Origin of the sequence: Burkholderia sp. JKS000303, assembly GCF_002563755.1 — a bacterium.
Lineage (GTDB): Bacteria > Pseudomonadota > Gammaproteobacteria > Burkholderiales > Burkholderiaceae > Burkholderia > Burkholderia anthina_B.
Genome location: NZ_PDBZ01000004.1, coordinates 229,754 through 248,172 on the forward strand (window position 1 = coordinate 229,754; position 18,419 = coordinate 248,172).

At 67.5% G+C, this 18,419-nt stretch carries 14 protein-coding genes; 7 read left to right on the top strand and 7 right to left on the bottom strand.

What is annotated here, in order from left to right:
• The first annotated feature begins 119 nt into the window (after positions 1-119).
• On the top strand, positions 120-386 hold the full coding sequence (locus BX604_RS34290; RefSeq protein WP_098555742.1) for a DUF2866 domain-containing protein: 267 nt from the start codon (positions 120-122) through the stop codon (positions 384-386).
• Positions 387-546: 160 nt separating this feature from the next.
• Here BX604_RS34290 and BX604_RS34295 read toward each other — a convergent pair whose 3' ends face one another.
• The gene (locus tag BX604_RS34295; protein WP_098555745.1) at positions 547-2,478 is read right to left on the bottom strand and encodes an ATP-binding cassette domain-containing protein; all 1,932 of its coding nucleotides are present in this window, start codon (positions 2,476-2,478) and stop codon (positions 547-549) included.
• Between the two features lie 136 nt (positions 2,479-2,614).
• On the opposite strand from BX604_RS34295, the gene BX604_RS34300 reads away from it, so the two are divergent.
• On the top strand, positions 2,615-3,094 hold the full coding sequence (locus BX604_RS34300; RefSeq protein WP_098555747.1) for a glutathione peroxidase: 480 nt from the start codon (positions 2,615-2,617) through the stop codon (positions 3,092-3,094).
• A 123-nt stretch (positions 3,095-3,217) separates the two neighbouring features.
• Here BX604_RS34300 and cls read toward each other — a convergent pair whose 3' ends face one another.
• From cls to dapC, 6 genes are all read right to left on the bottom strand, one after another.
• Positions 3,218-4,657: a cardiolipin synthase gene (cls, locus tag BX604_RS34305; protein ID WP_098555749.1), complete on the bottom strand. Its 1,440-nt coding sequence runs from the start codon at positions 4,655-4,657 to the stop codon at positions 3,218-3,220.
• Positions 4,658-4,769: 112 nt separating this feature from the next.
• Positions 4,770-5,678: a 50S ribosomal protein L3 N(5)-glutamine methyltransferase gene (prmB, locus tag BX604_RS34310; protein ID WP_098555752.1), complete on the bottom strand. Its 909-nt coding sequence runs from the start codon at positions 5,676-5,678 to the stop codon at positions 4,770-4,772.
• A gap of 11 nt (positions 5,679-5,689) precedes the next feature.
• Entirely contained in the window at positions 5,690-6,829 is a 1,140-nt protein-coding gene (gene dapE / locus BX604_RS34315) for a succinyl-diaminopimelate desuccinylase (RefSeq protein ID WP_098555754.1), read from the bottom strand.
• An 88-nt stretch (positions 6,830-6,917) separates the two neighbouring features.
• On the bottom strand, positions 6,918-7,286 hold the full coding sequence (locus tag BX604_RS34320; protein WP_044847939.1) for an ArsC family reductase: 369 nt from the start codon (positions 7,284-7,286) through the stop codon (positions 6,918-6,920).
• Positions 7,286-8,113 carry a 2,3,4,5-tetrahydropyridine-2,6-dicarboxylate N-succinyltransferase gene (dapD, locus tag BX604_RS34325; protein ID WP_006478479.1) on the bottom strand — a complete coding sequence of 276 codons (828 nt, stop codon included), beginning with the start codon at positions 8,111-8,113 and terminating at the stop codon, positions 7,286-7,288. Before dapD ends, BX604_RS34320 begins: the two co-directional genes overlap by 1 nt.
• 45 nt (positions 8,114-8,158) lie before the next feature.
• Complete coding sequence (gene dapC, locus BX604_RS34330; RefSeq protein WP_098555756.1) at positions 8,159-9,406, bottom strand: succinyldiaminopimelate transaminase; 1,248 nt, start codon at positions 9,404-9,406, stop codon at positions 8,159-8,161.
• A 161-nt stretch (positions 9,407-9,567) separates the two neighbouring features.
• On the opposite strand from dapC, the gene BX604_RS34335 reads away from it, so the two are divergent.
• The 5 genes from BX604_RS34335 (at position 9,568) to def (ending at position 18,318) form a co-directional block, all read left to right on the top strand.
• Positions 9,568-10,509 carry a DMT family transporter gene (locus BX604_RS34335; RefSeq protein WP_098555759.1) on the top strand — a complete coding sequence of 314 codons (942 nt, stop codon included), beginning with the start codon at positions 9,568-9,570 and terminating at the stop codon, positions 10,507-10,509.
• Positions 10,510-10,647: 138 nt separating this feature from the next.
• Positions 10,648-14,160 (top strand): chromosome segregation protein SMC, encoded by a 3,513-nt coding sequence (gene smc / locus BX604_RS34340; protein ID WP_098555761.1) that lies wholly within the window; start codon positions 10,648-10,650, stop codon positions 14,158-14,160.
• An 85-nt stretch (positions 14,161-14,245) separates the two neighbouring features.
• Positions 14,246-15,547 (top strand): cell division protein ZipA C-terminal FtsZ-binding domain-containing protein, encoded by a 1,302-nt coding sequence (locus tag BX604_RS34345; protein WP_098555763.1) that lies wholly within the window; start codon positions 14,246-14,248, stop codon positions 15,545-15,547.
• 168 nt (positions 15,548-15,715) lie between these two features.
• The gene (gene ligA, locus BX604_RS34350; protein ID WP_098555766.1) at positions 15,716-17,791 is read left to right on the top strand and encodes an NAD-dependent DNA ligase LigA; all 2,076 of its coding nucleotides are present in this window, start codon (positions 15,716-15,718) and stop codon (positions 17,789-17,791) included.
• Positions 17,788-18,318 carry a peptide deformylase gene (def, locus tag BX604_RS34355; RefSeq protein ID WP_098555769.1) on the top strand — a complete coding sequence of 177 codons (531 nt, stop codon included), beginning with the start codon at positions 17,788-17,790 and terminating at the stop codon, positions 18,316-18,318. Before ligA ends, def begins: the two co-directional genes overlap by 4 nt.
• Positions 18,319-18,419: the final 101 nt, after the last annotated feature.

The window sequence follows — 18,419 nt, forward strand, 5'->3', positions numbered from 1 at the left end:
CCCGCGATGATCTGTCGCGTAATTCCGTGTAAAGAATATGTAGGCTTCTGTAACCCGCCGGACATTGCATTTCCCTATCCTTTGCCGGATTGTCGAACCGCGCAATGCGAAGGGAACCTATGTTGAAACAGTATGGGGAAGCGCCGAGCGGACGCCTTTACAACCTGCGCGGCTGCCGCGTGTCGGAGCCGATCGTCAACCCGTGGGGCGGCGGATGCCGGATCGTCGAATGGATTGATGACGAAGGGCGCCTCGCGCGCCGCGTGGTCTCCGAGGACGTGACGGAAGCGGAAGTCGCCGCGGCGATTCGCCGGCCGACCGAAGGGCGGCGTTACCTGATGGGCGACGACGAGCAGATGCCGCGCGATACGTTACCGCGGCGTTGAGCGGGCGGCGCGATGAAACGCCGACCAGGCGGCCGGGCCAGGGTGCCCGGCTTTGTCGTTTACGGGCCCGGAGCAGGCGGGTTCGTGGTTCGCTGACACGCGGCGTGCGCCGCGCTGCCGATGACGGAACCGGCGGACGGCTGCCGGTCCGTGCTCAGCCTCAGCCGATCTGCTCGAGTTCTTCGTGCAACGCGAGCCAGTCCGCCTCGACGGTTTCGAGCCGCGTGTTGACCTCGCCGAGCTTGCGGATCGCTTCGGTCAGTTCGGTCTTGCGCGCGGCCTCGTAGCTCGCCGGATCGGCGGCGAACGCGTCGAGGCGCGCCTTCTCCGCGTGCAGCGTTTCCATTTCCTTCTCGAGCTTCGTGATGCGGTTCTGCAGCGGCTTCTTCAGCTGCGACAACCGCTGGCGCTCTTCGGCCGCCTGACGTTTCTGGTCCTTGCGGTTCACGCCCGAATCCGCGCCCGCCGCCGCCGCGCTGTCGGCCTTGGCGGCCGCGCGCTGTTCGGCCGCATGCTGCAGCAGCCAGTCGCGGTAGTCGTCGAGGTCGCCGTCGAACGGTTGCAGCCGGTGTTTCGCGACGAGCATGAACTGGTCGGTCGTCGCACGCAGCAGGTGGCGGTCGTGCGATACGAGGATCAGCGTGCCTTCGAATTGCGCGAGCGCCATCGTCAGCGCGTGACGCGTTTCGAGGTCGAGGTGGTTCGTCGGTTCGTCGAGCAGCAGCAGGTTCGGCTTCTGCCAGATGATCAGCGCCAGCGCGAGTCGTGCCTTCTCGCCGCCGGAGAACGGGCCGACGGGGCTCGTCGCCATGTCGCCCGAGAAATTGAAGCCGCCGAGGAAGTCGCGCAGTTCCTGCTCGCGCGTGTCGGGCGCAAGCCGCGCCAGGTGTGCGAGCGGCGAATCGTCCTCGCGCAGCGTTTCGAGCTGGTGCTGCGCGAAATAGCCGATCGTCAGCCCCTTGCCGTCGCGCACGTGGCCCGACAGCGGCGCGAGCGTGCCGGCCAGCGTCTTGATCAGCGTCGACTTGCCCTGGCCGTTCGCGCCGAGCAGCCCGATACGCTGGCCGTTCTGGATCGACAGCGCCACGCGCTCGACGATCGGGATGTCCGCGCCGTCGTCGGCGTGGTAGCCGCAGCGGACATCTTCCATCACCATCATCGGGTTCGGCGCGGCATCGGGCGTGCGGAATTCGAACGTGAACGGCGACGCGATGTGCGCGGGCGCGATCAGCTCCATTTTTTCGAGCGCCTTCATCCGGCTTTGCGCCTGCTTGGCCTTGGTCGCCTTGGCCTTGAAGCGGTCGACGAAGCTTTGCAGGTGCTCGATCGTCTTTTGCTGCTTTTCGTAGGCGTTTTGCTGCAGCGCCAGCTGTTGTGCGCGCAGCACTTCGAACTGCGAGTAGTTGCCGCCGTAGCGCTTCACCTGGCGATTCTCCAGGTGCAGCGTGACGTTGCAGATCGAATCGAGGAATTCGCGGTCGTGCGAGATCACGACGAGCGTGCCGGCGTAACGGTGCAGCCAGTCTTCGAGCCAGACGATTGCGTCGAGGTCGAGGTGGTTGGTCGGTTCGTCGAGCAGCAGCAGGTCGGAGCGGCACATCAGCGCCTGCGCGAGGTTCAGGCGCATGCGCCAGCCGCCGGAGAAGCTGGCGACCGATTCGCGCGTCTGCGCGAGCGTGAAGCCGAGGCCGAGCAGCAGGGCTTCCGCGCGCGCGGGCGCGGTGTAGCCGTCGGCATCGGCGAAAGCGGCATGCGCGTCGGCTTCGGCCGCGCCGTCATGCGCGGCCGAAGCGGCGGCGATGCGCGCTTCGATCTCGCGCAGCGCGGTGTCGCCGTCGAGCGTGTAGTCGAGCGCCGAGCGGTCGACGGCGGGCGTTTCCTGCGACACATGGGCGATCCGCCACGACGGCGGCATCGAGAAATCGCCGGCGTCGGAATGCAGCTCGCCGCGCAGGACCGAGAACAGCGTCGATTTGCCGGCGCCGTTCGCGCCGATCAGGCCGGCTTTCTCGCCGGGATTGAGGACGAACGAGGCCGACTCGAACAGCGGCTTGGTGCCGCGCGCAAGGCTGAACTGATTGAAACGGATCACGGCGTGAATGACTGGCCAAAACCGCTATTCTAGACTGCGCGCGACTCGCCCCGGGCATTGGCCGTTCGGCGGATGCCGCAAAGGCGCGATTTCGCCTAGACTCCACGTCGATCCGGTTTCGTAAAAGGAGTGCCCGATGTCCACCCTGTATTCGTTCAGCGCAGAGACGCTCGCCGGCCAGCCGGCCTCGCTCGATGCGTACCGCGGCAAGGTGCTGCTGATCGTCAACACCGCGAGCGAGTGCGGTTTCACGCCGCAGTACGCGGGGCTGCAGAAGCTCTACGACCAGTACGCGACCCGCGGCTTCTTCGTGCTCGGCTTTCCGTGCAACCAGTTCGGCAAGCAGGAACCGGGCGACGCCACGCAGATCGGCACGTTCTGCGAGCGCAACTACGGCGTCACGTTTCCGATGTTCGCGAAGATCGACGTGAAGGGCGATCACGCGCATCCGCTGTACCGCTACCTGACCGGCGAAGCGCCGGGCATCCTGGGCCTGAAGGCGATCAAGTGGAATTTCACGAAATTCCTGGTCGACCGCGACGGGCGCATCGTCAAACGCTATGCGCCGTCGACGAAGCCCGAGGAAATCGCCGCGGATATCGACAAGCTGCTGTAACCGCATGAGGCGACCGGTGGCTCGAACGGGCCGCGTGTCGCCGCGGGAGCGCGCAGGGCACGGAAAGCGCGGGAGTGCGCCGCCGTGCCGTCGTGCTTGCCGGTGGTACGGCGCGTGCGTTCGCTACAGGATCGGCGCGAACAGGCGCGCGACGTGCATCGCGATGCGCCGCCACGCCGGCGCGGTCCGATACTCGCTCGCATCGACCTCGTAGGCCTGCGCGAAGTCGGCGTCGAGCATTGTCTCGACCTCGTCGGCGAAGGTGCGATCGACAGTCAGCACCATGATCTCGAAATTGAGCCGGAACGAGCGGTTGTCGAGGTTCGCACTGCCGATTGCGGCCGCGATGCGGTCGATCAGCACCACTTTCTGGTGCAGGAAGCCAGGCCGGTAGCGGAACACCTTCACGCCGGCATCGACGAGATCGCGCGCGTAGAGCTTCGACGCCTCGAACACGACGTAGTGGTCGCGCCGGCTCGGGATCAGGATGCGGACGTCGACGCCGCGCATCACCGCGAGCTTCAGCGCGGCGATCACCGCTTCGTCGGGCACGAGGTAGGGCGTCGTGATCCAGACCCGTTCGCGCGCCGCATTGATCGCCTCGACGAAGAACAGCGACCCGGTTTCCTGCTTGTCGGCCGGCCCCATCGGCACCGCGAGGCAATGCATCGCGTCGCCGGGCAGCGCTGCCGGCGGTGCGGCGAGCGGCGGCAGCGTTTGCGTCGCCCAGTGCCAGTCTTCGGCGAACACGTACTGAATGCTGGCGACCACCGGGCCGCGTATCTCGATGTGAGTGTCGCGCCATGGCGACAGGCGCCGGTTCGCGCCGAGATATTCGACGCCGACGTTGTGCCCGCCGACGAACGCGCGATTGCCGTCGACGACGACGATCTTGCGATGGTTGCGGAAGTTGAGCTGGAAGCGGTTGACGAACTTGCGGTGGGTCGCGAACGGGTGGACCTCGACACCGCCGCGGCGCAGCGTGTCGACGTAGCTGTGCGGCAGGTCGAAGCTGCCGATGCTGTCGTACAGCAGGTAGCAGCGCACGCCGGCCGCGGCGCGGGCGAGCAGCGCGTCGCGCAGCATCTGGCCGAGCGCGTCGTCGCGCACGATGAAGAACTGGACGACCACGTAGTCGCGCGCCTCGTCGATCGCCGACAGGATCGCGGAGAACGTTGTGTCGCCATTGATGAGCGTGCGCACCGCATTGCCGCCGACGAACGGCATGCCGCCGAGCCGCGTGAGCGCGAGCACGGCGGCCCGGCCGATCGCATTGGCGGTCGGCCCGTCGGCCGCGTCGGCTTCGAGCCACGGCGCGCGCGGGCTGTGCGTGCGCAGCGCTTCCATCTCGAGGCGTCGTGCGTCGACGTAGCCGGAGAACTTGCTGCGGCCGAGGAACAGGTAGGGAATGAGCGTCAGGTACGGCATCGCGGCGAGCGACACGGCCCACGCGACCGCGCCTTGCGACGTGCGGGTGTTCATGATCGCGTGACACGCCGCGATGATCCCGAGCGCATGGATGGCCAGGATCAGGGTGCCGAGGTGTAGCCAGTCGAGGGTCATAGGCGCGTGACGGACTCCTGAAGTCGTGCGGCGCGGCGGCCGCCTACGCGCATCTTACCGAACCGTGCGATGCAGCGGTATGTCGTACCGCACGGTTCGGCCCCGGGGGCCGTCAGGCCTTGCGCGGCAGGTCCGACGCCTGGATCAGGAACACGCTGTCGTCGCCGGCGCTGGTGGGCAGCCACGTGAGGTCGAGACCGCCGAACGCGGCCTCGACGTTCTCGCGCTCGTTGCCGATCTCGACGACGAGCACGCCGTCGTCGTGCAGCCACTTGTGCGCTTCGGCGATGATCCGTCGCACGATGTCCATCCCGTCGTCGCCACCGGCAAGCGCCATCTCCGGCTCGTGCTGGTACTCGGGCGGCAGCGCCGCCATCGACGTTGCGTTCACGTACGGCGGGTTCGTCAGGATCACGTCGTAGCGCGTGTCGGGGTCGGCACGGAACGCGGGCAGCGGCGCGTACAGGTCGCCGTGATGCAGCGCGATGCGATCGTCGAGACCGTAGTCGCGCACGTTGATTTCGGCGACTTCGAGGGCCTTGTCGGACAGGTCGACCGCGTCGATCTCGGCGTTCGGGAACGCGCTGGCCGCGAGGATCGCGAGGCAGCCCGAGCCGGTGCACAGCTCGAGCACCGCGCCGACCTGCTCGGGATCGACGACGTACGGCTGCAGCCCGTCGTCGAGCAGCTCGCCGATGAACGAGCGCGGCACGATCACGCGCTCGTCGACGTAAAAGCGATGGCCGTGCATCCACGCTTCATGCGTGAGATAGGCGGCCGGCACGCGCTCCGTCGCGCGCCGCTCGATCACCGCGAGCACCGCGGCGATTTCGTCGGGCAGCAGGCGTGCATCGAGGAACGGTTCGAGCGTGTCGAGCGGCAGGTCGAGCGTACGCAGCACGAGGTAGGCGGCTTCGTCGTACGCGTTGTCCGAGCCGTGGCCGAACGAGAGCTTCGCTTTCGAGAATCGCGTGACTGCATAGCGCAGCAGGTCGCGAACGGTTGCAAAAGGTGTCGTCATGCGAGGCTCCATCAGGCGATCAGTTGTTCGAGCACACGGCGGTACACGTTCTTCAGCGGGTCGACGAAGCGCACGTCGATGTGTTCGTCGATCTTGTGGATGCTGCCGTTCGGCGGGCCGAACTCGATCACCTGCGGGCAGATGCGCGCGATGAAGCGTCCGTCGGACGTGCCGCCCGTCGTCGACAGTTCGGTCGTGAGGCCGGTCTCGGCGCGGATCGCGTTCTCCAGCGCGTTCGACAGGTCGCCGCGCGGCGTGAGGAACGGCAGGCCGCTCACCGACCACGTCAGCGTGTATTCGAGGCCGTGCTTGTCGAGGATCGCATGCACGCGTGCCTGCAGGCCCTCGACGGTGCTCGCCGTCGAAAAGCGGAAGTTGAACATCAGGTCCGCGTGGCCGGGGATCACGTTGGTCGCGCCGGTGCCTGCGTGCAGGTTCGACACCTGCCAGGTGGTCGGCGGGAAGTATTCGTTGCCTTCGTCCCACTGTTCGGCGGCAAGCTCGGCGAGCGCCGGCGCGAGCAGGTGGATCGGGTTTTTCGCGAGATGCGGGTACGCGATGTGGCCTTGCACGCCCTTGACGATCAGTTCGCCGGACATCGAGCCGCGGCGGCCGTTCTTGACGACGTCGCCGAGTTCGGTGGTCGACGTCGGCTCGCCGACGATGCAGTAGTCGAGGCGTTCGCCGCGCGTTTCCAGCAGCTCGATGACCTTCACGGTGCCGTCGGTGGCCGGGCCTTCCTCGTCGCTCGTGATCAGGAAGGCGATCGCGCCGCGGTGGCCGGGGTGGGCCGCGACGAATTCCTCCGACGCGACGACGAATGCGGCCAGCGACGTCTTCATGTCGGCCGCGCCGCGGCCGTACAGCTTGCCGTCGCGATGGGCCGGAATGAACGGCGGCGAGGTCCACTGTTCGAGCGGGCCGGTCGGCACGACGTCGGTGTGGCCCGCGAACGCGAGCAGCTTGCCGTCGCGACCGTCGGCGCCGCGCTTGACGGCCCACAGGTTGGTCACGCCGTGCGACGCGATGGTCTCGCATTCGAAGCCGAGCGCCGCGAGGCGCTCGGTCATGATCTGCTGGCAATGCTGGTCGTCGGGCGTGACGGACGCGCGGGCGATCAGCTGTTCGGTAAGGGCTAGGGTGGCGGACATGGTTCGGACCACTTTGGATAAAAAATGCCGGCGCAGTGGCCGGCAGCGACGAGACGTCGGGCTGCGCCCGCGGGCGCAGCGCGCGGCCCTAGGCGGCAAACAGCGCCGCGTACTGATCGGCGACGAAGCCGAGCGATTTCACGCGGCCGTTGACGACGAGCACCGGGCGCTTGATGACCGACGGCTTGTGGATCATCAGCGCCACCGCGCCGGACTTCGTTTCCGCGGCGGCCTTCATGGCGTCGTCCAGGCCGCGCCACGTAGTACCGCGCTTGTTCACCAGCGCGTCGAGCGACACGTCCTTCAGCCAGTCCTCGACGAGCGGTGCGCTGACGCCGAGCTTCTTGAAGTCGTGGAACTCGAATTCGACGCCGTGATCGTCGAGCCACACGCGGGCTTTCTTCACGGTGTCGCAGTTCGGAATGCCGTAGACGACCACGGTACGCGGCTTGGCCATCAGTCGCCTCGCAGCAGCTCGTTCAGGCCGACCTTCGCGCGGGTCTTCGCGTCGACCTTCTTCACGATCACCGCGCAGTACAGGCTGTGCGAGCCGTCCTTCGACGGCAGGTTGCCGGCGACCACGACCGAGCCGGCCGGGATGCGGCCGTAGCTGACTTCGCCCGTTTCGCGATCGTAGATCTTCGTGCTCTGGCCGAGGTACACGCCCATCGAGATCACCGAGTTCTCTTCGACGATCACGCCTTCGACGACTTCCGAGCGCGCGCCGATGAAGCAGTTGTCTTCGATGATGACGGGGTTCGCCTGCAGCGGCTCGAGCACGCCGCCGATGCCGACGCCGCCCGACAGGTGCACGTTCTTGCCGATCTGCGCGCACGAACCGACCGTGGCCCACGTATCGACCATCGTGCCTTCGTCGACGTAGGCGCCGATGTTCGTGTACGACGGCATCAGCACGACGTTCTTCGCGATGAACGAGCCGCGGCGAGCGATGGCCGGCGGGACGACGCGGAAGCCGCCTGCAGCGAAGTCTTCAGCCGTGTAGTTCGCAAACTTCGACGGCACCTTGTCGTAGAACTGCGAGTAGCCGCCGGCGGGCATCGGCGCGTTGTCCTCCAGGCGGAACGACAGCAGCACGGCCTTCTTCAGCCACTGGTGCACGGTCCAGTTGCCGTCGATTTTCTCGGCGACGCGCAGTGCGCCCTTGTCGAGCTGCTCGATCGCGTGAGCGACGGCTTCGCGGACGTCGGCGGGCGCGGCCTTCGGCGACAGCTCGGCGCGGTTTTCCCAGGCGGTATCGATGATTTGCTGAAGTTGTTGCGACATGTTCGTTTTCGCAGGAGATGAATGGAATTGATCGGTATGGACGTCTTACTGCGCGAGAGCCCGGCAGAAATCGACGATGCGTTGCGCGCCCTCGACGCATTCGGGGGTGCCCGCGACGAGCGCGATCCGGATGAAATCGCGGCCCGGATTCGTGCCGTGCGCGTCGCGCGCCAGGTACGAGCCGGGCAGAACCGTCACATTATAGTCGGCGTACAGGCGGCGGGCGAACTCGGTGTCCGACAGGCCGGTGCGCGCGACGTTGGCCCACAGGTAGAACGCGGCGTCGGGCAGCTTCACGTCGATCACGTCGGCCAGCATCGGCGTGACGGTGTTGAATTTCTGCGCGTACAGCGCGCGGTTCTCGCGCACGTGCGCCTCGTCGTTCCACGCGGCGATGCTCGCATGCTGCCAGACCGGCGACAGCGCGGCGCCGTGGTACGTGCGGTACAGCAGGAATTTCTTCAGCAGCGCGGCGTCGCCGGCGACGAAGCCCGAGCGCATGCCCGGCACGTTCGAGCGCTTCGACAGGCTCGACAGCATCACCAGGCGTTCGAAGCCGCGGCCAAGGCGGTGCGCGGCCTCGAGGCCGCCGAGCGGCGGCGCCGCTTCGTCGAAATAGATTTCCGAATAGCACTCGTCGGACGCGATCACGAAGCCGTGACGGTCGGACAGCGCGAACAGCTCGCGCCAGTCGTCGAGCGTCAGCACGGCGCCCGTCGGGTTGCCCGGCGAGCACACGTACAGCAGCTGCGTGCGCGCCCAGACTTCGTCGGGGACGGCCGCGTAGTCGCACGCGAAGTTGCGCGCCGGGTCGCTGTTCACGAAATAGGGTTCGGCACCGGCCAGCAGCGCCGCGCCTTCGTAAATTTGATAGAAAGGATTCGGACAGAGTACGATCGCCTTCTCGCCGTCCTCGGTCGGGCGTGCGTCGATGACCGTCTGCGCGAGCGAGAACAGCGCCTCGCGCGACCCGGACACCGGCAGCACCTGCGTGGCCGGATCGATCGCCGGCAGCCCGTAGCGGCGTTCGAGCCAGTGCGCGATCGACGTGCGCAGCGCGTCCGAGCCGGCGGTGGCCGGGTACGACGCGAGGCCGTCGAGGGCCGCGACCACGGCGTCGCGGATCAGCGCCGGGGTCGGGTGCTTGGGCTCGCCGATGCCGAAGCTGATCGGTTTCAGGCTGGCGGACGGCGTACCGGCACCGGATGTCACGTCCTTGAACAGGGCGCGCAGCTTTTCGAAGGGATAGGGCTGGAGCGAGTCGAGTCGAGGGTTCACGGGCGAAGCGGCCATCGCGGCCTGGTTGGAGCGAAAGGGGGCGGCTCAGGGGCCGCGCGGCTGCGAACGGGCGCCGACGGCGCGCGGTTCGCAACGGACGATTATAGCGTGACGCAATGCGGTCACGGCCCGCCGGAACGGCGGCCGGGCCGGTCGATTAAAGGGTATCGAACCAAATGAACAACCCGGTACGCGGCAGCCTGCCGACACTGGCCATCCTGATCGGCGCCTCGGTATGGGGCCTGATCTGGTATCCGTTGCGGATCCTCGCGTCGCTCGGTCTCACCGGCACGCTGGCGAGCGCGCTGACGAGCGCCGTCGCGTTCCTGTTCGTGGTCGTGGTGCGCCACAGCACGATTTCGACGCTGCGCTGGCACTGGGTGCTGCCGGGCATCGCGATCACGGCCGGCGTGACGAACCTCGGCTTCGTGTGGGGCACGATCCACGGCGAAGTGCTGCGCGTGATGCTGCTGTTCTACCTGACCCCGGCGTGGACCGCGATCTATGCGCACTTCCTGTTGCGCGAGCGGCTGACCTGGGCCGGCGCGGGGCTGGCGGCGCTGTCGATCGGCGGCGCGATGCTGATGCTGTGGTCGCCGAAGCTCGGCGTGCCGCTGCCGGCCAACCCGGCCGAGTGGGCGGGGCTCGCGGCCGGACTGAGTTTCGCGATGAGCAACGTGCTCGTGATCAAGGCGAGCCGCGAGCTGCCGGAGATGCGCGCGGAAATGCGCACCGCGACGCTGTTCGGCGGCGCGGCGGTGTTTGGCGCGATCGCGTCGCTGTTCGAAGGGCTGCCGGCCGCGCCGGCGGGCGACCAGTTCGGCATCGCGGCGCTGATCATCGTGGCGATCGGCGTGACGATCGCAGTGAACAACCTGCTCGTGCAATACGGGCTCGCGCGCGTTCCGGCGAACCGTGCGTCGATCATCATGCTGTTCGAGATCGTGATCACCGCGCTGTCGGCGTGGGTGTTCGCGAACGAACTGCCGACCGCGCGCGAGTGGGCGGGCGGCGCGTGCATCGTGCTCGCGACGCTGCTGTCGAGCCGGGTCCATCGTGCCACGCCCGCGCCGGGCAAACCCGGCGACGGGCGGGACGGCGCACGCGCGATGGTATGATGGAAGCCGTTTGCGGGGCCAACGCAGGATGCGCGCGGCCCCGCTTTTGAATTCCGGGGCGCGTCGCGCACACGGGCCGTTCGGCCCCGCGCATCGCGGCCCCGTCCGTTTCACACCTTCTTCACATCCGATACCGCCGTGCGTCTGAGCTCGATCAAACTCGCTGGCTTCAAATCCTTTGTCGATCCCACGCATTTCCAGGTTCCGGGCCAGCTTGTTGGCGTGGTAGGCCCGAACGGGTGCGGCAAGTCCAACATCATCGATGCCGTGCGCTGGGTGCTCGGCGAGTCGCGCGCGTCCGAGCTGCGCGGCGAGTCGATGCAGGACGTGATCTTCAACGGCTCGACCGCCCGCAAGCCCGGCAGCCGGGCAAGCGTCGAACTGATCTTCGACAACTCCGACGGCCGTGCGGCCGGACAGTGGGGCCAGTACGGCGAGATCGCCGTGAAGCGCGTGCTGACGCGCGACGGCACGTCGAGCTACTACATCAACAACCTGCCGGCGCGCCGCCGCGACATCCAGGACATCTTCCTCGGCACCGGTCTCGGCCCGCGCGCGTACGCGATCATCGGGCAGGGGATGATCGCGCGGATCATCGAGGCGAAGCCGGAAGAGCTGCGCGTGTTCCTCGAGGAGGCCGCGGGCGTGTCGAAGTACAAGGAGCGCCGCCGCGAGACCGAGAACCGCCTGCACGATACGCGCGAGAACCTGACGCGTGTCGAGGACATCGTCCGCGAGCTCGGCGCGAACCTCGAGAAGCTCGAGGGGCAGGCCGTCGTCGCGACCAGGTACAAGGAACTCGTCGCCGACGGCGAAGAGAAGCAGCGCCTGTTGTGGCTGCTGCGCAAGAACGAAGCCGCGGGCGAGCAGCAGAAGCAGCAGCGTGCGATCGAGCAGGCGCAGATCGACCTCGAGGCGCAGACCGCCAAGCTGCGCGAGGTCGAGTCGCAGCTCGAGACGCTGCGGGTCGCGCATTACTCGGCGAGCGATGCGATGCAGGGTGCGCAGGGCGCGCTCTACGAGGCGAACGCCGAAGTGAGCCGCCTCGAGGCCGAGATCAAGTTCATCGTCGAATCACGCAACCGCGTGCAGGCGCAGATCGCTGCACTGAACGCGCAGCGCGAGCAATGGCGCGCGCAGGCCGAGAAGGCGCAGGACGAACTCGAGGAAGCCGAAGAGGCGCGCGCGATGGCCGACGAGAAGGCCGCGCTCGCTGAAGACAATGCAGCGGCGAAGCACGACGCGCTGCCGGCCCTCGAAGCGAAGTGGCGCGACGCGCAGACGCAGCTCAACGAAGAGCGCGCACGGATCGCGCAGACCGAACAGTCGCTGAAGCTCGAAGCCGCGCACCAGCGCAACGCCGACCAGCAGCTCCAGCAGCTTCAGCAGCGCCACGAGCGTCTGAAGTCCGAGGCGGGCGGGCTCGACGCGCCGGACGAGGCGCAGCTCGAAGAGTTGCGCATGCAGCTCGCCGAACAGGAAGAGATCCTCGCCGAAGCGCAGGCGCGTCTTGCCGATGCACAGGAAACGGTGCCGCGCCTCGACGGCGAACGCCGCGCCGCGCAAGAGCGCGTGCAGGCCGAAAGCACGCAGATCCACCAGCTTGAGGCACGGCTCGCCGCGCTGAAGCAGCTGCAGGAGAACGTGCAGACCGAAGGCAAGATCCAGCCGTGGCTCGACAAGCACGAGCTCGGCGCGCTGCCGCGCCTGTGGAAGAAGCTGCACGTCGAACCGGGCTGGGAAGCGGCGCTCGAGGCCGTATTGCGCGAGCGTCTCGCCGCGCTCGAAGTGTCGAATCTCGACTGGGTGAAGGCGTTCGCGACCGACGCGCCGCCCGCGAAGCTCGCGTTCTATGCGCCGCCCGCGGCCGGTGAACCGCCTGCCGCCGCAGCCGGGCTGCGCCCGGTGCTGTCGCTGCTGCGCATCGACGATGCGGGCATCCGCGCGGTGCTGAACGACTGGCTCGGCAATGTGTACGTCGCCGACGACGTCGCCCAGGCGCTCGCGACGCGTGCGCAACTGCCGGCGGGCGGCGCCTTCGTCGTCAAGGCCGGCCACATCGTCACGCGGGTCGGCGTACAGCTGTACGCAGCCGATTCGGAGCAGGCCGGGATGCTGGCCCGCCAGCAGGAAATCGAAAACCTGACGCGCCAGGTGCGCGCACAGGCATTGCTCGCCGACGAGGCCCGCACCGCTGCCGTGCGGGCGGAAGCCGCGCACACGCAGGCCACGCAGGCGCTGGGCGACGTGCGTGCGCAGGCCGAACGCGCGACGCAGCGCGTGCACGCGCTGCAGATGGACGTGCTGAAGCTCGCGCAGGCACACGAACGCTACACGCAGCGCAGCACGCAGATCCGCGAGGAACTCGAGGAAATCGGCGCGCAGATCGACGAGCAGCGCGCACTGCGCGCGGAGTCGGAAGCGAACTTCGAACGCTTCGACGGCGAGCTCGCCGAGTTGCAGGCGCGTTTCGAAGACAACCAGCTCGCGTTCGAAGCACTCGACGAATCGCTGACGCAGGCGCGCCAGGAAGCCCGCGACCTCGAGCGCGGCGCGAACGACGCGCGCTTCGCCGCGCGCAACGCCGTCACGCGGATCGACGAACTCAAGCGCAGCATCCAGGTCGCGCACGAGCAGAGCGAACGCGTCGCCGCCTCGCTGGAAGACGCGCGCGCCGAACTCGAAACGATCAACGAGCAGACCGCGCATACGGGCCTGCAGGACGCGCTCGAAATTCGTGCGGTCAAGGAAGAAGCGCTGCAGGCCGCCCGGATCGAACTCGACGACCTGACCGCGAAGCTGCGCGCATCGGACGAGCAGCGTCTCGTCGCCGAACGTTCGCTGCAGCCGCTGCGCGATCGCATCACCGAGCTGCAGTTGAAGGAGCAGGCCGCGCGCCTGTCCGTCGAGCAGTTCGCCGAGCAGCTCACGGCGGCCGAGGTCGACGAGGAAGCGCTGCGCGACAAGCTGACGCCGGATCTCAAGCCGTCGTATTTGCAGGGCGAAGTCACGCGCCTGAACAACGCGATCAACGCGCTCGGTCCGGTGAACATGGCCGCGCTCGACGAGCTGAAGGCCGCCAGCGAGCGCAAGGTGTTCCTCGACGCGCAGTCGGCTGACCTGACCGACGCGATCACGACGCTCGAGGACGCGATCCACAAGATCGACCAGGAAACCCGCACGTTGCTGCAGGGCACCTTCGACGAGGTCAACCGTCACTTCAGCGACCTGTTCCCGCGCCTGTTCGGCGGCGGCCAGGCGAAGCTGATCATGACGGGCGACGAAATCCTCGATGCCGGCGTGCAGGTGATGGCGCAGCCGCCGGGCAAGAAGAACGCGACCATTCACCTGCTGTCGGGCGGCGAGAAGGCGCTGACCGCTACCGCACTGGTGTTCGCGATGTTCCAGCTGAATCCGGCGCCGTTCTGTCTGCTCGACGAGGTCGACGCGCCGCTCGACGACGCGAACACCGAGCGTTTCGCGAATCTCGTGCGCGCAATGTCCGACAAGACGCAGTTCCTTTTCATTTCGCACAACAAGATTGCGATGGAGATGGCGCAGCAGTTGATCGGCGTGACGATGCAGGAGCAGGGCGTGTCGCGGATCGTGGCGGTGGACATGGAAACTGCCGCGGGTTTTGCGCAGAATTGACGTTTGACGAACCCGGATCGCGTTCGCGCGGCGCATGGGCGCCCGTTCGCGGTTCCGACGAAAAAGAATTGCTGATGGAGCGTGCATGGACGAGTTGACACTCGGTTTGATCGGCGCGGGCGCCGTCGTGGTGGGCGGCGTCGTGGTCTACAACGCGTGGCAGGGCGCGAAGGTGCGGCGCAAGATGCCGCGCCCGATGCCGGAAGAAGCGGCCGAGGCGATGAATCGCCCCGAGCGCGACGATGAGCGGCCGTTCATCGAGCCGGTGCGTCAGCCCACACGGCGTGAACCCGCGGCACCGGCGCCGGCGGCCGCCACGAGTGCGCCGACCGAAGCCGCGCGCGTCGAGCCGACGTTCGGCGGTGTCGCGCCGGCGGACACGCCGGCCGATCTGCAGGCCGAGGCCACCGGCCTCGACCCGTCGCTGGAGTCGACCGAATCGACTGCCTCGACCGAACAGGCCGTCCACGAAGATTCGGTCGCCGCCACGTCCGACGCAGCGGCGCCCGCGGCATCGGATGAGCCGGCCGAACCCGTGCTGCCGGCCGCGACGACGATCTCGTCGGCGCCTCCCGCGATCGTCGACCGCCGGATCGACTGCATCGTGCCGATCCGCCTCGGCGGATCGCTGCCGGGCGACAAGATCCTGCCGGCCGCCCAGCGGCTGCGCCGTGCGGGCAGCAAGCCCGTGCATATCGAAGGCAAGCCGGAAGGCGGCCAGTGGGAGTTGCTGCAGAACGGCGTGCGGTATGAAGAGCTGCGCGCGGCCGCCCAGCTCGCGAACCGCAGTGGCGCGCTCAACGAGCTTGAATTCTCCGAATTCGTGACGGGCGTCCAGCAGTTCGCCGATGCAATCGACGGCGCGCCGGAATTCCCGGACATGATGGAGACGGTCGCGATGGCGCGCGAGCTCGACGGCTTTGCCGCGCAGTGCGACGCGCAGCTGTCGATCAACGTGATGTCGGACGGCGCGCCGTGGTCGGCGAACTACGTGCAGGCTGTTGCATCGCAAGACGGGCTGCTGCTGTCGCGCGACGGCACGCGTTTCGTGAAACTCGACGCGAAGCAGAATCCCGTGTTCATGCTGCAGTTCGGCGACACGAACTTCCTGCGCGACGACCTCACGTACAAGGGCGGCAACATGATCACGCTGGTGCTCGACGTGCCGGTCGCCGAAGAGGACATCCTGCCGTTCCGGCTGATGTGCGATTACGCGAAGTCGCTGTCCGAGCGCATCGGTGCGCGCGTCGTCGACGATTCGCGCCGGCCGCTGCCGGAATCGACGCTGGTCGCGATCGACCAGCAGTTGATGAAGCTGTACGCGAAGCTCGAGGAAGCCGGCATCCCGGCCGGTTCGCCGGTCACGCGTCGCCTCTTCAGCCAGTAACGCGTTTGCGGGCGGCGGCATCCGGTGCCGCCGCCCGTCGCTGCAGCGCCGCACACACGCCGCCGGTGTGCGCTGCGAGGGGCCGTTGGCACGCATTGCGTGTCGCCGTCGCGGCATCAAACTGAGATAATCGGACATCCGATTTTTCAGAACGAATCTGCCGCCAGCATGGCCCGAACCCAAGCCGAACCGCCAGCCAGCCAGCCCGACGCGCGTGCCGCGTGGCTGCGCGACCAACTCGAGCGGGCGAACCACGCCTACTACGTGCTCGACCAGCCGGATCTGCCCGACGCCGAATACGACCGGCTGTTTGGCGAGCTGCAGCAACTCGAAACCGATCACCCCGAACTCGTGACGCCCGATTCGCCGACGCAACGCGTCGGCGGCGAAGTGGCAAACGGCTTTACGCCGGTCGTCCATGACGCACCGATGCTGTCGCTGAACAACGGCTTCGCCGACGAGGACATCGCCGCGTTCGACAAGCGCGTCGCCGATGCGCTCGACAAGACGACCGACCTTGCCGGTTCGGTGACCGACCCCGTCGAATACGCATGCGAGCTGAAGTTCGACGGGCTCGCGATCTCGTTGCGCTACGAGCGCGGCGTCTTCGTGCAGGCGTCCACGCGCGGCGACGGCACGACGGGCGAGGACGTGACGGAGAACGTCCGCACGATCCGCTCGATCCCGCTGAAGCTGAAGGGCGCGCACGTGCCGGCCGTGCTCGACGTGCGCGGCGAGGTGCTGATGTTCAAACGCGATTTCGCACGCCTGAACGAACGCCAGCGCGCGGCCGAGCAGCGTGAATTCGCGAACCCGCGCAATGCGGCCGCAGGCAGCCTGCGCCAGCTCGACCCGAAGATCACCGCGCAGCGTCCGCTGTCGTTCTTCGCGTACGGGATCGGCGTGCTCGACGGCATGCCGATGCCCGACACGCACAGCGCGCTGCTCGACTGGTACGAGTCGCTCGGCCTGCCGGTGAACCGCGAGCGCGAAGTCGTGCACGGCGCCGACGGCTTGCTCGGCTTCTTCCGCAAGGTCGGCGAGAAGCGCGAGTCGCTGCCGTACGACATCGACGGCGTCGTCTACAAGGTGAACCGGCGCGACGAACAGGATCGTCTCGGCTTCGTGTCGCGCGCGCCGCGCTTCGCGCTCGCGCACAAATTCCCCGCACAGGAAGCGCTGACGAAGCTCGTCGCGATCGATGTACAGGTTGGCCGCACCGGCGCGATCACGCCTGTCGCGCGGCTCGAACCCGTGTTCGTCGGCGGCGCGACGGTGACCAACGCGACGCTGCACAACGAGGATGAAGTACGCCGTAAGGACATCCGGATCGGCGATACCGTGATCGTGCGACGTGCGGGCGACGTGATTCCGGAAGTGGTCGGCGCGCTGCTCGATCGCCGGCCGGCCGACGCGGCCGAATTCGTGATGCCGACCGAATGCCCGGTGTGTGGCTCGAAGATCGAGCGGCTGCCGGACGAGGCGATCGCGCGCTGTACCGGCGGCCTGTTCTGCCCGGCGCAGCGCAAGCAGGCGCTGTGGCATTTCGCGCAGCGCCGCGCGCTCGACATCGACGGGCTCGGCGAGAAGATCATCGACCAGCTCGTCGAGCTGAATCTCGTGCGCACGCCGGCCGACCTGTTCAATCTGGGTTTCGCGACGCTCGCGGAGCTCGACCGGTTCGCCGACAAGTCCGCGCAGAACCTGCTCGACTCGCTCGAGAAGGCGAAGTACACGACGCTCGCGCGCTTCATTTACGGGCTCGGCATCCGGCATGTCGGCGAGTCGACCGCGAAGGATCTCGCGAAGCATTTCGGTTCGCTGACCCCGATCATGGACGCGTCGATCGAGGAACTGCTCGAAGTCAACGACGTCGGACCGATCGTCGCCGAGTCGCTGCACCAGTTCTTCGCGGAAGAGCACAACCGGACCGTGATCGAGCAACTGCGCGCGCCCGGCAAGGTCACATGGCCGGAGGGCCCGCCCGCGCCGAAGGCGCCGCAGGGTGTGCTGGCCGGCAAGACGGTCGTGCTGACGGGCACGCTGCCTACGCTCACGCGCGACGCCGCGAAAGAGATGCTCGAAGCGGCGGGCGCGAAAGTCGCGGGCTCGGTATCGAAGAAGACGGATTACGTGGTCGCGGGTGCCGAGGCGGGCAGCAAGCTCGTGAAGGCCGAGGAACTCGGCATCCCCGTACTGGACGAAGACGGACTGCACCAACTCCTGGAGGGCAACACGCCATGATTCGCGAGATCCTGAAGATGGGCGACCCGCGCCTGCTCGAAATCGCCAAACCGGTCGAGCGGTTCGATACACCCGAGCTGCACGAGATCGTCGCGGACATGTTCGAGACGATGCATCATGCGAACGGTGCGGGGCTTGCCGCACCGCAGGTCGGCATCGGGCTGCAGATCATCATCTTCGGCTTCGGCAGCAACAACCGTTACCCGGACGCACCGCCCGTGCCCGAGACCGTGCTGATCAACCCGAAGGTCGAATACATGCCGCCGGACATGGAAGAGGGCTGGGAAGGCTGCCTGTCGGTGCCGGGCATGCGCGGCGTGGTCAGCCGTTACGCGAAGGTGCGCTACAGCGGTTACGACCAGTTCGGCGCGAAGATCGATCGCGTCGCCGACGGTTTCCATGCGCGCGTGGTCCAGCACGAATACGATCACCTGATCGGCAAGCTGTACCCGATGCGGATCACCGACTTCACGCGCTTCGGCTTCACCGAGGTGCTGTTCCCGGGGCTCGATCCGGCCGACGACTGACCGGCACGCGGCCGCCCGTGCCGCGTTACGTTGCGTCGCTGCACCGGAAACGAAAAAGCCCGCTTGCGCGGGCTTTTTCTTTGCGTGGCACGCGCAGCGTG